The organism is Kyrpidia tusciae DSM 2912, assembly GCF_000092905.1.
GTDB classification, from domain to species: Bacteria; Bacillota; Bacilli; order Kyrpidiales; family Kyrpidiaceae; genus Kyrpidia; species Kyrpidia tusciae.
The window spans coordinates 2661642-2674963 of record NC_014098.1 but is presented as its reverse complement, the minus strand read 5'-3'; the positions used below and the strand labels follow the sequence as shown (position 1 = coordinate 2674963).

Genomic DNA, 13322 nt, shown 5'->3' with positions numbered 1-13322 from the left:
ATCATACCACGGTTTGCCTGCGGGAGGCGCGACGGACCGGGCAATGAAGGCGGAGGAGTTGGCTTGAATGTCAGGTTACCTCAGTACCATGGTGGAGGTGTCCCTTCCGATTCTCTTGGCAGTACTGGGCGGGGCGTGGTTGGATCGATGCCGGCGTTTGGATACCCGGTCCTTGGCGGAAGTCAGTCTGTATCTTTTGGCACCGAGCCTGGTGTTGTTCGCCCTCCCGGAAGGGTCGGGGGGCGGCGGGGAGATCGGGGCGATCGCCGCGTTCACTCTCTTGAACACCGGATTGATGTGGTTGGTGGGAGAGGGGGCGGGGCGGTGGCTTGGATTAGGGCGGGCAGGGCGATCGGCGCTGTCGATGACGAGTGTTTTTGGGAATTCAAACAACTACGGATTGCCGGTGGTGCTTCTCGCTTATGGCACCGCGGGGTTTTCCCGGGCGGCGGTTTATGTGGTGGGGCAGATTCTGCTCATGTACACCTTGGGGATTTATCTGGCCAGCCGGGCGACCGCCGGCGGAAAGGGGACCTGGCAGGCGGTGTTCCGCATGCCGGTGTTGTACGCGACGGTGGTGGGCGGCGCTGTGGCTTTTCTCGGCTTGGGGTGGCCCAAAGGTGTGAATGAAGCTCTTCACCTGCTCGGGAACGCCTACCCCGCCGTGGTGCTGTTGATCCTCGGGGTGCAGTTGGGTCGGGCGAACTGGCGGGGGATCGGGGGGAAAGAGTTGTGGATGGCCATTCTGATCCGCCTGGTCGGCGCCCCGGCAGTTGCTTTTTTTTGTTTGTGGATACTGCACATTGATGGGCCGCTGGCGTCGGTGCTCTTCGTGGAGGCCAGCATGCCGGCGGCGGTGAACACCGCAGTTTTGGTGGAGCAGTTCGGGGGCGACCGAGAATTGGTGGCGAAGACGGTGGCCGTCACCACCGCCGCCAGCTTTGTATTACTCCCTGTTTTTGTGGTGATCGGCCGGAGCCTTTAAGCGGATCCGGCCTGTTGACACACCCCACTTATGGTCGCTCGGGGCCAGTCGACGCTGTGTCGGCCGAATCCTCATCGTCCGGAGTGTTGATCATGTGGTGGGCGGTCATGGTGAGCCGCTGGAACAAAAAACCGCGCATAGGTTCCTCAATTCCCGCCTCTTCCAGGGCTTCGGCCATGCATGACAACCACGCCTTGGCCCGTTTCGGGGTGATGGGGTGAGGCATATGGCGGGCCCGGAGCATGGGCGGGCCGTATTCTTGGGAATACAAGGGGGGACCGCCGAAAAATTGCGTGAGAAATTTATACTGCCTCCGGGCCACGGGGGTGAGGTCTTCCGGGAAAATGGGCTTTAGGTCCGGGTGTTGCCCGACCCGTTTATAAAAAGCGTTTACAAGACGCTGAACGGTCTCGGCGCCTCCGATCAACTCATAGGGCGTTTGATCCGGGGCGAAGGGCTGTAACATCGCATATGCCTCCTCTCGAGGGATTGCCTGGAGATACCCGGTTTTGCATCGGGATGGACGATCCGATTTACATTGTATCAGATTCCGGAGTAGATCCGGCACTTCCCGACGATTCCCACGATTACGCTGTCGACGTTTCTTTTTTTATGATTTCGAAACGGCGTTCCGTTTGGTATATTGGTAGTGTGTAAAACGAATGGTTGGTTGAAGCACGATCACGACGGTGAGAAGGAGTGTGACGGACTGTGACAGACACGTGGGTACGTCGTGCGAGGCGCCACACCATCGGGGATACCCTTCGCCGGAGTCGCCTGCGTCACCCGGACAAACCGGCGCTCAAATGGAAAGACGAAGAGGTCACTTACCGGGAGTTGGACGAGCGGGTCAACCGTTTGGCCAACGGACTTTTGGCCGCCGGGGTCGAGAAGGGTGATCGGATCGCCATGCTTTCGAAAAACTGCCTCGATTTTGCCGTGGTGTGGTTTGCCGTGGCTCGGGCCGGGGCGGTGTTTGTCCCTATCAATTTTATGCTGGGTGCCGAAGAAGTTCGATATATTCTCGAGCATAGCCAATCGGCGGGATTTTTTGTCGCTCCGGACCTGTTAGAAACTGCGGAAAAGGCGGTGGAAGGGCTGGACTTCGTTCGGTACCGGGGGCTGGTGGATACTCCGGAATCCAGGGGTCCGTGGCGGTCTGTGGCCGACTGGTCTGCCGGCCAGCCGGAGACGGAGCCCGATGTGGACATCGACGATGGGGATGTGGTGAACATCCTGTACACCAGCGGCACCGAGTCCCGGCCAAAAGGGGCCATGCTCACCCACCGCAGCCTGATTGCCGAGTACGTGAGCGGCATTATCGACGGTGAGCTGACGGCGGAAGATCGGATCATCCACGCCCTGCCCCTCTTTCACAGTGCCCAATTCCACGTGCTGCTGGGTCCGCAGATTTACCTGGGAGCCTGGGGGGTGATCGTCGAGGGCGCGGCGCCGGAGTTGGTGATGGAAACGGTCAGCCGGGAGCGGGTGACCCAGCTGTTTTGCCCGCCGACGGTGTGGATTTCTCTTTTGCGGCATCCGAGGTTCGACGAGTACGATCTGTCCTCTTTGCAAAAATGTTACTACGGCGCGGCGATTATGCCGGTGGAGGTCCTGAAGGAACTCACCCGCAGGTTGCCGGGTGCGCGGTTCTGGAACGCCTACGGCCAGACTGAGGTGGCGCCCCTGGCGATGATCCTGCGCCCGGAGGATCAGCTTCGCAAACCCGGGGCGGCTGGGAAGCCGTGCATCAACGTCGAGAGCAAGATCGTGGACGACGAGGGCCGGGAAGTGCCTCCGGGGACGGTGGGAGAGATCGTCCACCGCACGCCGCACGCCATGATCGGGTATTACAATGATCCGGAAAAGACCGCCGCAGCTTTTGAGGACGGGTGGTTTCACAGCGGCGACCTCGGCGTGATGGACGAAGACGGATATTTCACCGTGGTGGACCGCAAAAAGGACATGATCAAAACCGGTGGGGAGAATGTCGCCAGCCGGGAAGTGGAAGAAGCGATCTATCAACACCCGGGGGTCGCGGAGGTCGCGGTGATCGGGGTGCCCCATCCGTATTGGATTGAGGCGGTCACAGCCGTGGTGGTCCCGAAGGCCGGATCCCGGCTCACGGAAGAGGAGCTGATCGCCTTCTGTCGGGAACGCCTGGCGGGATTCAAGGTGCCGAAATTCGTCGTGATCACCGAGGCATTGCCGAAAAACCCCAGCGGGAAGATTTTGAAGCGGCAATTGCGGGATGTCTATCAACACCTCGGCGAGCGGCCGGTATCCTGATCCTGTGGACCACCCCACCCCTCAGCTCTGGTGTGGTGTATAATAGTGAATGAGAAATTCCGGCGGGCGGGTGATCGGGTGGCGACGGGGATGCGGGATCTGTTTGAGGTCGTGCCGGAGAACCTATTCTCCCTTTTGGCGGCGCGCCATCGCGCCGTTTATTTTCGCGCGTTGATGGTGCTGCGGGAGTGCTATCAAAGGGAGCTGACGTTTAGCCGGGGGGATTTGGTGACTTATCTGATCAGCCGGATGGAGCGGGATCTCGTCGATTGGTCGGAGGAAGAGGAGGCGGCCGACGACGCCACCGAGGGCCGGCGGGAGAGCTCTTCTGCCGAGCAGCGGACACCAGCGGCAGTGGGGGCCGAAGGTCCGCTCACCTTGGACCTGCTCCTCGTCCGGGAAGATGAACCGGAACCCGGGTCTTTGTCCGGGCGGGCCCACGCCCTTGTGCGCCGCCTCATCGAGACAGGTTGGTTGTACGCCATCACCGACAGCGATGGGTTTGGGGAGACATTGGTGGTGCCGCGGTACGCGAGCATCCTGCTGGATGCCCTGCACGCCGTGGTGGAGCCGGCCCAGCAGCGCCACAACGCCCTGGTGTATTCGATTTATTCCAACCTGCGCACCGCCAACGACGAGCGGGATGAGTTCATGTTGCAGGCGTTGCAATCGGCCCATGATGCGACCATCGCCTTGCGTGAGAACCTGAGGACCCTTCTTCACAATATTCACACCTACTACCAAAATCTCCATCTGCGGGAGGACGTTCGGGAACTGTTGGCCGAGCACTTCGATAGCTATCAGTTGTCCGTGGCCATCGCCGCCTATCACCCCTTGAAAACTTTTGACAGCGTGTACCGCTTTCGTCCCCGGATCTTGCAAATCCTGCGGGACTGGCTGGGGTTGCCGAGTCTCCTGCAACAGATGGCAGCCGCCCTCAAGCAACAGCGGGACGATCTGGACGATACCGCGGCCCGGGGGGAAGTCGTGCGTCTCATCCATTTTATCAGCGATACGTTCGAATCGATGGACGATCTGTTGCGGGAGATCGACCACCGCAACACGGCGTACAACCGGGCGTCGGTGGAACGGTTGCAGTATCTTCTCAACAGCGACAGAGACATCAAGGGCAAGTTGGTGCAACTGTTGCGCTCTCTTCCCCCGTGGCACAGTCAGGTCGGTTCCGCGCAGTTGGAGGCGATGCGGGAACTTCCCCTTTACGAGGTCCACTACCTGGATCCCGAAGCCCTGTACTCGGAACCCGTGCGGCGGGAGCGCGGCCAACCCCAACCTTTGCGCCGGCCGAGTGGCGCGGAGGACGCGGCGTTTGAGCAGGAGGCCCGGGAGCTGATGGAACGGGCGAATGCCCTGTTTTCCCAGCAGCGGATCGCGGAGTTTATTCTCTCCCAGATGGACGAACGGGGGAGGTTGCCCACCCCGGTCATGCGGTTGGACGAGTGGGATGATTTCATCCGAACGATCGTCGCCGTGGTGCGGGGGGACGAGCCGGAGATGCCGTATGTGATCGAATGGGATGAAGCCTCGCGGTCGGTGGTGGTGGGGCCGTACCGGATCCCGCTTCTCACCTTCCTGCGGAAGGAGGGAGCCGAGTGGATTGGCCGAACCAATACCTCGCCCTGACGGACGCCGAGAAAGAGGAATTCGCCCGGGTGATCAGCCTCTTGTTTGAACGCACCTTTCTCGTTCGGGAGGAGTGGGACGGGAAACAGCGCCGGCTGGTGGGCAATCGAGATTATCGCTTTGTGGAGCGCCACCTGGAATTGTTCCATGAGTATTTGAAAGCCGGCGGTTTTGAGTTACAGCTCGACGGGCGCCTCGGGGTCATGGCCCTGCACAACCGTTTCGGGCGCAATCGCATCAAGGTGGACAAATACACCACCTATCTGTTGTACACGCTGCGCTTGCTGTACGAAGAAAATATGGAAAGGGTATCCACGCGCCGGGAAGTGGTGGTGTCCCTGCAGGAGATTCTCGCCAAATGGTTCGCTTTAGGTCTCATGGACCGGCGGCCACCCTCCCAGCACATCGGACAAGCTTTAAGTCGGTTGCGGCGGCTCCATGTGTTGGCCCGGGTGGAGGGTTCCCCCCAGGACTTGGATAGCAGGTGGATGATTTATCCAAGTATTGTGCGCGCCGTCCCCGATGAACGCATCAACCATTTGTACGAACAGATGCAAAAGGCGGAGCTGTGGCCGGCTTCTGGGGATTCGGGCGCCGGGGAGAACGGTGGCGCCGCGAAGCCGGTTCACCGTGAGCCCCCCGGGGAAGAAGAGGTGGGGGACGGGGACGGAGACGCTTGGGACAGCGAAGCCGGGGAGGAATCCTGGGACGACGCCTCGGAGGGGGAGGGTGACGCGTGAAACTGTTGCGGCGGATGCTTTTGGTGAACTGGCATTATTTTGTTCACGAGATGATCGAGTTTGCTCCGGTGACTTTTCTTACCGGGAAAAACGCCGCGGGCAAATCCACCATCCTCGATGCTTTGCAACTGGTGGTGCTGGGGGACACCAGCGGTCATTATTTTAACAAAGCGGCCAACGACAACGCCAAGAGGACCCTGCGGGGGTATCTGTGGGGGGAGATCGCCGAGGAGAACGAGCGGGTGGTGGCGCTCCGGTCCGGACAATTTTCCTCCTATATCGTGTTGGAGTTTACCGAGGAACGGGGCCGCCGCCCGATCTGTTTCGGGGTGGTCTTCGATTGTGCGCCGGATGGCAGCTATGAGTGGCGGTTTTTCTCCTTGGCCGATTCCCTGCCGGATTTCCACTTCATCCGGGACGGTGTGCCTCTCGACATCAGGGGACTCCGGGCCTGGGGACAGCAGCAAAAGCAGCGCTTTGAGGTGTACGAGAGCAACAAGCGGTATCAAGAGGTCTTTCGCGCCCGCATGGGGAACTTGAAGGACACATTCTTCCGGTTGTTTCGCAAAGCGGTGCCCTTTCAACCGATCATGAATATCGCCGAATTTATTTCGGAGTTTGTGTGCGATGTGAAACACGAGTTGGACATCGCCGACATGCGGGAAAATATTCGCCATTATCGCCGCATGGAGGATGAGCTGCGCCTGGTTCAGGCCCGGGTGGAGGCCCTGGAGGAGATGCGGGAGACCTTTCGGGGGATCGATGCCACCCGGCAAAAGATCCGCACATACGAATATCTGCTCGACCGAGCCCAGTGGGCCGAGGCCGAAGGATCACTGGAGAGGTTGCGGACGGCGCGGGAGGAGCGGGAGCGAGAGCTCAAGGACGTGGATGCAAAGCTTCAAGAGGAAACGGCGGCCCGGAACCGCGCCCAGACCCGGCGGGATGAACTGATCGAGGAGAAGGCGAATTCCGATGTGTATCAACGCCAGCAACTTCTCCAGCAGCGGAAGAAGAGTTTGGAAGTGCAGTTTGAGTCGATTCGCGGGGACGGCGAGCGCCAGGACCGGATGCTGGGCGATCACGGAGCCCGGTGGCGGGCGGTGGCCCAGGGATTGTCAGAGGCGGAGGGGTGGTTCGAAGAGGTGCGGCCGGTGGACGGGGAGAGCCCCTGGCCGCCAAGGGGCGGTGGTGGAGCCGAAGGGGAGGAACCGGAGCGGCGCCTGTGGGGGAGTGCCCCCTTTTATGGGCAGGCCCGCCGGGCCCTGGGGGCGGCCCTCGGCCGCTGGCCCGCCCCCTCTGGCTGGCGGGGGCACGGACTCTTGGATGATCCCCTTCCTTCCGTCGATGCGGAGGCCGCTGCAGAAGCGGCGGAACATTTTCAAGAGGCCTCCCGACTTTTGCAACAAGCCCGAGGAGTGATGCAGGAGTCTGTTCAGGGGTGGGGCGAGGAGGCGCAGACCCTCCAGCGGGCGATCCGGGAACTGGAACAGGGAATCAAACAGTACGACCCCAAGGTCCTCCAGCTGAAGCAGCTTCTCGCCGAGGGGTTGGAGAAAGAAGGACTTCCGGCTGACGTGCACATTTTCGCCGACCTGCTCGAGGTGCGGGACCCGAGCTGGCAAGTGGCCATCGAGGGATATCTGTACACCCAGCGCTTTTACCTGATCGTGGCCCCCGAAGCTTTTACTCCGGCGCTGCGGCTGTACGACCGGCTGAAGGGCGAACGCCGTCTCTTTGGCGTGGGGCTCGTGGACATTGAGAAGGTGATGCGGGAAGCCCCGGAGCGTAGACCGGGATCTTTGGCCGAAGAAATTGAAACGGATCACCCGCTCGCCCGGGCATATGCCGATTTTCTGTTGGGCCGGGTGATGAAGTGCGATCATGTGGATGAGCTGCGCCAGCACCGGACCGCCATCACCCGGGATGGGATGCTCTATCAGAACTACGTCGCTCGCCAGCTTGATCCCAGCCGCTGGGCGACGCTGTACATCGGCAAGAGGGCCATTCAGCAACAGTTGGAGCAAAAGCGCCAGCGCTTTAGCCGGGTGGAGACGTGGCTCGGCGCGTTCCGGCTCCGGTTGGCGAAGGTGGAGCAGTGGGCGGTCGAACCGGTGCCCACACGTTCGGAGCTGGAGGGGCTCGCGGAGTTTGAGAGGCGGTTGCCGGAGCTCCCGCAGCTTCGGGAGGATTACCGCCGGGTGCTGGACGAATTTGGGGGGCTTGACCTGTTGGTTCTCGCGCGTATCGAAGAGGCCATCGCCCGGTGTGAAGACGAGCTCAAACGCCGGGAACAAGAGTTGGAGCGGCTGCGGGATCGCCGGGGCCGGCTGTCGGAACAGCGGGAACGGCTGCTGAACGAAGAGATCCCCCGGGCGGAGAAAGATTTGGAGGAGCGGCGACAATGGGTGTTGTCTCAGTACGATCCGGATTTTCGCAATGAAGTTGGAGAGCCGCGTTTTCAGCAGGAGTGGAAACGACTGGGCTCGGCCGAGACGATCCGGGCGAACTTCGGGCGGCAACTCAATGTGGAGAAAAATCGCGCCGAGGAAGCCCGCCAGGTGCTGTTGCGCCAGCGGGAGGCCTACAATCGACAGTACGGCGCCGGTTTCGACATTCAGCGGCCGGACAATGAGGCTTACGACAAGGAACTGACTTGGCTCAAGGCCACCCAGCTCACCGAATACGCGCAGCAGATCCAGGAGGCCAAGGAACGGGCGCAAATCCAGTTCCAGGAGGATTTTATCAATAAACTCCGGAGCAACATCGAGACGGTGGAGCAGCAGATCCGGGATTTGAACCACGCCCTGCGGGACATCTCCTTCGGCGGTCGGGAGCGATATCAGTTTCGAATCTCCCCCAACCCTGAGTACGAGAGATTTTACCGGATGATCATGGACGAATTGCTCATGGAAGGGAGGAGTCTGTTCACTCAAGCCTTCCTCGATAAACACGGGGACACTCTCGAGGAGTTGTTCAGGCAAATCGTCGATGTGGATGAACGCGACCCCGGGGTTCAGGCCGAGTTGGAGAAGCACCTGAAGACGTTCACCGACTATCGCACGTATCTCGACTTTGACCTGATCGTTCGGGATGAAGAAGGCCGGGAGTCGCGGCTCTCTCGGGTCATCGCCAAAAAGTCCGGCGGTGAGACCCAAACTCCGTTTTACATCGCGGTGCTGGCGTCCTTTGCCCAAATGTACCGGGTATACCAACCCGGGTTCGATAACACCCTCCGCCTCATGGCCTTTGACGAGGCGTACAGCAAAATGGACCACCAGCGGATTCGGGACAGTATTCGGCTGGTTCGGGATCTCAATCTCCAGGTGGTTCTGGCGGCGCCGACGGAGAAAATCGCGGATATCGTGCCCTGGGTCGATCGGACCATCGTCGTGCAGCGCATCAAATCCGAAACTCGGGTGGTGCTGTTTGAACCCGTGGCGGAGGAGGGCATGCGGGCATGAACCTGGGAAGGGAGGGGGCGGCCCCCTGGATGCCCCGGGAAGAGTCCACGGTGAAGATTTTGGATGCGCTTCTTAAAAAATATGAGAGCAGTCAGGCCCTGGTGAAAGGCTCGTCCCGCCGGCGGCCCCAGGTCAGCCCCTCCGAGAGCGTGGTGCCGGGGTATGTGAGCGGAGGGATGGATCCCGAAGTCCGGAAGCGGTTTCACGGGGAGTTGGCCCGGCTGGAACAAGAGGGCGTTGTCAGCCTGCGCTGGGTGCGCTTTGAAGAGGGCAACGTGCTTGATCGGGTGTATTTGGAGTGGGAGGGGGTGGACCGGGCGTACGCCTGCTTGGGCCGCGCGCCTGTCAGGGAGGAGTCGGCGGCCTTGGCCGAAGAGATGGAGGATTGGCTGGACGGGCTGGCTCCGACGGGAGCATGGGCTTGGGTGGAGCGCTGGGTGGAGGATGTGGTGGATGCCGCCCGGGGTCGGGGAAGGGTGGGACCGCGGCTGGTGCCCGGGGACCCCGAGGAACGCCGGCGTCTGCTGAACGCCATCGAGGGTTTGATCCGGGAGGGCGGGGAGTCCCTACCGGTGCGGCTCTTCTCCAAACGCTATCTCGGGAACAGCAAAGTTTTCGAACAGCAGGTTCAAGGCCGCCTGATCGGACTCTTGCAACGTTATGCCGTCCCGTCCTGGGGGGCGGACCCGGACATGTACAGCGAACCGGCCGATCTGTTGCGGGAAGTGGGGATTGAAGTGACCCACGATTGGGTGGCTTTCTGCGGTCCCATCCGGTTTCGGTTTCGGCAGGCAGTGGCGACGCAGGACAAGTGGGGAGGGCCGGGCGGTCAGGGGGGCGCCTGGGTCGATGCCGGAGCTTTGCCCCACGGTTTGGCCATCGACGCGGCGGACGTGGACAGGTTGGAGTTCGAAAGGGCATCCTGTACCCGCATTGTTTCCATCGAGAATAAGGCCAATTACCGCGCTTATCTGCGGTCGGAACGGCGGGAGGGGGAGCTGGTCCTGTACCTCGGCGGCTTTGCCAGTCCGGGCCAGCGCCGGTTTTTGCGCCGGCTTCGGGCGTGGTGGGAGGGCCGAGGGGAGTCTCCACCCCCCTTCGACCACTGGGGAGATCTGGATTATGGTGGCATTTTGATTCTTCAGCATTTGCGGGAGACCTGCTGGCCCGAGGCGGCGCCCTGGAGGATGGACCCGGAGATCTTGTGCCAATATGCGGATCGCCTGGAACCCTATGATTCCACTTACAGGGCGAAGCTGGAAAGGTTGCTGGAGCAAGAGCGGTATCGGTGGGCCTGGCCCTTGGTCCGAGTCTTGCTGGAGAAGGGGGGCACTTTGGAGCAGGAGGCGACCCTGGTGTGAGCCTGCTCCCTGTGGTGACGTCGGATATCCGCCTGGGCTTCGGGAGTTCCGTGGGGCGGCCCTGGCCCCGCCCGCCCGAAGGTCCCCCATGCGATGGGCTGGCTGTTCCGAACCATTGGGCGGCCCCGGGCAAAGACATGGACGATGTTCAGTCCAGAATCCACGGCGATCAAATCCGCGCCGTACCCCGGGCGGATTCGTCCTTTGCCCGGAAGGCGGAGGACCCGGGCCGCGTGGGCGGTGGACAGGGAGATGGATTTCTCCGTCATCGAGGCCGGCTGGGCCGGGCGGCCGGGGAAGCCGTCCATTGTCCGCGATCAGATTCAAATTCTGCCGATCAGGGATTGGCGTTGGGAGAGGCTGGGGATTTTATGCGCGGGGCGCCAATCGTCCAGTTCCAGTTGCACCTTTTTCGTGCCGTTCCACTCGTTGATTTGCACCCGTCCGACCAAGTGGACAGCCCGCACTCCCTGGGCCAGGAACCGAATGTCGTCCCCCCTTCGCCAAGCCAGGGCAGTGACGGGGTGTTCGGGGTTTCCGATTCGGAGTCTCAGGTGGGCTGCCGAGGCTCCCACGGTCCGGGACTCGAGGAGGGGGGCGGACCGGACAAATAGTTTGGGCGCCGGATTGCCGAGACCGTGGGGCTCCAGGGTCGCCAGGGACTCGGCCAGGGGGAGATCGATCTTCTCCAGGTTGATTTCGGCGTCGCACAAAATCCGGGGGCGAAGGTCCTCGGCGGTGAGCCGGGAGGCGGCCACTTCAGCAAACCGGCGGCGCAAATCTTCCACCCGCTTGGCCGGGAGCGAGAAACCGGCGGCCATGGTGTGGCCCCCAAAGCGATCAAAAAGGTCGGCGATTTCCTTCAGACCGCTGTACAGATCGAACCCCGGGATGCTTCGGGCGGATCCTTTGGCCGTATCCCCGTCCAGGGCGATGACGAGGGTCGGGCGGTAATACTGCTCCACCATTCTCGAAGCCACGATCCCGATGACGCCGGGGTTCCAGCCTTCGCCGGCCAGGACCAGGGAGGGCTGTGCCCGCCATTCCGGGTGCCGGTCGATTTCCTCCGAGGCGACGGCGGCGATCTCGTCGCAAAGCCGCTGCCGTTCCCGATTAAGCGTTTCCAACTGCTCGGTCCACTTCTGGGCTTCTTCGGGGTCGGCGGTGGTGAGAAGCCGGAAGGCGGCGTTCGCCGTCTCCATGCGCCCGGCCGCATTTAGCCGGGGGCCGAGTTGAAAGCCGAGGTGGCCGGAGGTCAGGGGGCGCCCGTCAAGTCCCGCGGATTTGATCAGAGCCGCCAGCCCCGGCCGCTGGGGGTTTTGCAACTGTTTCAGGCCAAAGTGAACGAGGATGCGATTTTCCCCCAGAAGCGGGACGAGGTCCGCCACGGTGGCAATGGCCACAAGGTCCAGGAATTCCTCGGGAACCCGCCCCAACAAACCCTGGACCATTTTAAACGCGATCCCCGCCCCGCAGAGGTTTGTGTCGGAGTACGGACACCCGGGTTGCTTCGGGTTGACCACGGCCAGGGCCCTGGGGAGTTCCGCCGGCGGTTGGTGATGGTCGGTGATGATCAGGTCCACCCCGAGGCTGCGGGCGGTTTCGGCCTGGCGGAGGGCCGTGATCCCGGTGTCCACGGTGATGATGAGTCGCACTCCCCGGGCGTACAGCTCCCGTATGGCTTCTTCATGAAGGCCGTATCCTTCTTGAAATCGGTCGGGTATGTAGGCCTGTACCCGGGCGCCGAGCTCGCGGAGTGCCAGGTACAGGATGGAAGTGGCACAGACCCCGTCGCAGTCGTAGTCCCCGTACACGGCGATGGACTCTCGGTTTGCCAGGGCCTCTCGGATACGGGCCAGGGCGGGGAGCATTCCTTTCATCTTCGCCGGGTCTTCGAGGTCTTCGAGGCGCGGGTTCAGGAACCGCCCGGCTTCCTCCCCGGTTCGGATGTTGCGCGCGGCGAGGATACGCGCCATAAATGAAGAGAAGCCCTCCCGCTGTAATGTGGCGACAGCGCCGGGGTCGGCGGGGGCTGCGATCCATCGTTTCAATGTCGATCCCTTCTCTCTGCGAGCCTATGGAGATTCCAAACCTACGGTAAAGGATTTGAGCACATCATGCAAGGGACGGGCATTGAATTTCCCCCGCTGGTCGAGGGGGTATTTTTGCGTCGACTGAATCGCTTTGAAGCGCAAGTCGAGGTGGAGGGCGTGACGGTCCGGGTGCACGTGCCGAGCCCCGGTCGGCTGACCACGGCGGTTGCCCCGGGGATGCCGTGTTTTCTGGCGTCGACGCCCGGCGCCGGGCGAAAGCTGCCTTATCGCCTGTTTATGACCCGGCCTGAGGGTCACTGGGTGGTCATTGACTCGCTGGTGGCCAATCGGATGATCAAACAGATGCTGAACCGGGAGGGGCTGCCCGGGCTCTCGGCCGGTCGAATCCGCCAGTGGCGTCCTGAACCCCGATGGGGGCATGGGCGGTTTGATTTTGAGGTGATCGATGAGGAAGGTATGCGACATTTGATTGAAGTGAAGTCTGTGAATGACGCCGAGGATGGGGTGGCGCGGTTTCCGGATGCCCCCACGGTCCGGGGAGCCCGGCACCTTCGCGAACTGGTGGAATTGCAACGCTTGGGGGCCGGGCGGGGGTGGGCGCTGTTTGTGGTGCTGCGGGAGGATGCGGAGGACTTTGCGCCTCACCGGGCCATCGACCCGGCTTTTGCCGAGGCGCTGGGGGACGCCGCAAGGGCCGGGGTGGAGGTGTGGGCGATCTGGAGCGACATCGGGCCCAAGGGGATGTGGTTGAAAGGTTGGACGCCCTGGCGGCCCGGGTAGGGAGGGGG

At 62.0% G+C, this 13322-nt stretch carries 10 protein-coding genes; 7 read left to right on the top strand and 3 right to left on the bottom strand.

Annotated features, from left to right (window positions below):
• The first annotated feature begins 67 nt into the window (after window positions 1–67).
• On the top strand, window positions 68–985 hold the full coding sequence (locus tag BTUS_RS13260) for an AEC family transporter (protein ID WP_013076583.1): 918 nt from the start codon (window positions 68–70) through the stop codon (window positions 983–985).
• A gap of 28 nt (window positions 986–1013) precedes the next feature.
• Here the strand turns inward: BTUS_RS13260 and BTUS_RS13255 are convergent, their stop codons facing one another.
• The gene (locus tag BTUS_RS13255; RefSeq protein WP_013076582.1) at window positions 1014–1451 is read right to left on the bottom strand and encodes a globin domain-containing protein; all 438 of its coding nucleotides are present in this window, start codon (window positions 1449–1451) and stop codon (window positions 1014–1016) included.
• Window positions 1452–1696: 245 nt separating this feature from the next.
• Between BTUS_RS13255 and BTUS_RS13245 the strand changes: the two genes are divergently transcribed.
• The 5 genes from BTUS_RS13245 to BTUS_RS13225 are packed head-to-tail and all read left to right on the top strand — an operon-like array spanning window position 1697 to window position 10480.
• Window positions 1697–3274 carry an acyl-CoA synthetase gene (locus BTUS_RS13245; protein WP_013076581.1) on the top strand — a complete coding sequence of 526 codons (1578 nt, stop codon included), beginning with the start codon at window positions 1697–1699 and terminating at the stop codon, window positions 3272–3274.
• A gap of 45 nt (window positions 3275–3319) precedes the next feature.
• Complete coding sequence (locus BTUS_RS13240) at window positions 3320–4915, top strand: Wadjet anti-phage system protein JetA family protein (protein WP_041304323.1); 1596 nt, start codon at window positions 3320–3322, stop codon at window positions 4913–4915.
• Window positions 4885–5655 carry a DUF4194 domain-containing protein gene (locus tag BTUS_RS13235; RefSeq protein WP_013076579.1) on the top strand — a complete coding sequence of 257 codons (771 nt, stop codon included), beginning with the start codon at window positions 4885–4887 and terminating at the stop codon, window positions 5653–5655. Before BTUS_RS13240 ends, BTUS_RS13235 begins: the two co-directional genes overlap by 31 nt.
• Window positions 5652–9119, top strand: coding sequence for an ATP-binding protein (locus tag BTUS_RS13230; protein ID WP_013076578.1), 3468 nt, complete (start codon window positions 5652–5654; stop codon window positions 9117–9119). Before BTUS_RS13235 ends, BTUS_RS13230 begins: the two co-directional genes overlap by 4 nt.
• Window positions 9116–10480 carry a Wadjet anti-phage system protein JetD domain-containing protein gene (locus tag BTUS_RS13225; RefSeq protein ID WP_013076577.1) on the top strand — a complete coding sequence of 455 codons (1365 nt, stop codon included), beginning with the start codon at window positions 9116–9118 and terminating at the stop codon, window positions 10478–10480. Before BTUS_RS13230 ends, BTUS_RS13225 begins: the two co-directional genes overlap by 4 nt.
• Here the strand turns inward: BTUS_RS13225 and BTUS_RS19315 are convergent.
• Window positions 10363–10749: an amidohydrolase family protein gene (locus BTUS_RS19315; protein ID WP_169307981.1), complete on the bottom strand. Its 387-nt coding sequence runs from the start codon at window positions 10747–10749 to the stop codon at window positions 10363–10365. The genes BTUS_RS13225 and BTUS_RS19315 overlap by 118 nt on opposite strands.
• Before the next feature lie 54 nt (window positions 10750–10803).
• Window positions 10804–12531, bottom strand: coding sequence for a single-stranded-DNA-specific exonuclease RecJ (gene recJ / locus BTUS_RS13220; RefSeq protein WP_013076576.1), 1728 nt, complete (start codon window positions 12529–12531; stop codon window positions 10804–10806).
• 66 nt (window positions 12532–12597) lie between these two features.
• Here recJ and sfsA point away from each other — a divergent pair, with 66 nt between their 5' ends.
• Window positions 12598–13314, top strand: a complete 717-nt coding sequence (gene sfsA, locus BTUS_RS13215) for a DNA/RNA nuclease SfsA (protein WP_013076575.1) — start codon at window positions 12598–12600, stop codon at window positions 13312–13314.
• Window positions 13315–13322 lie beyond the last annotated feature (8 nt).

Bases quoted from the DNA above. Each gene is read 5' to 3' on its own strand.
- BTUS_RS13225 (WP_013076577.1), top strand. From the start codon at position 9,116: ATGAACCTGGGAAGGGAGGGGGCGGCCCCCTGGATGCCCCGGGAAGAG.
- BTUS_RS13260 (WP_013076583.1), top strand. From the start codon at position 68: ATGTCAGGTTACCTCAGTACCATGGTGGAGGTGTCCCTTCCGATTCTC.
- BTUS_RS19315 (WP_169307981.1), bottom strand. From the start codon at position 10,749: ATGACGGAGAAATCCATCTCCCTGTCCACCGCCCACGCGGCCCGGGTC.
- sfsA (WP_013076575.1), top strand. From the start codon at position 12,598: ATGCAAGGGACGGGCATTGAATTTCCCCCGCTGGTCGAGGGGGTATTT.
- BTUS_RS13255 (WP_013076582.1), bottom strand. From the start codon at position 1,451: ATGTTACAGCCCTTCGCCCCGGATCAAACGCCCTATGAGTTGATCGGA.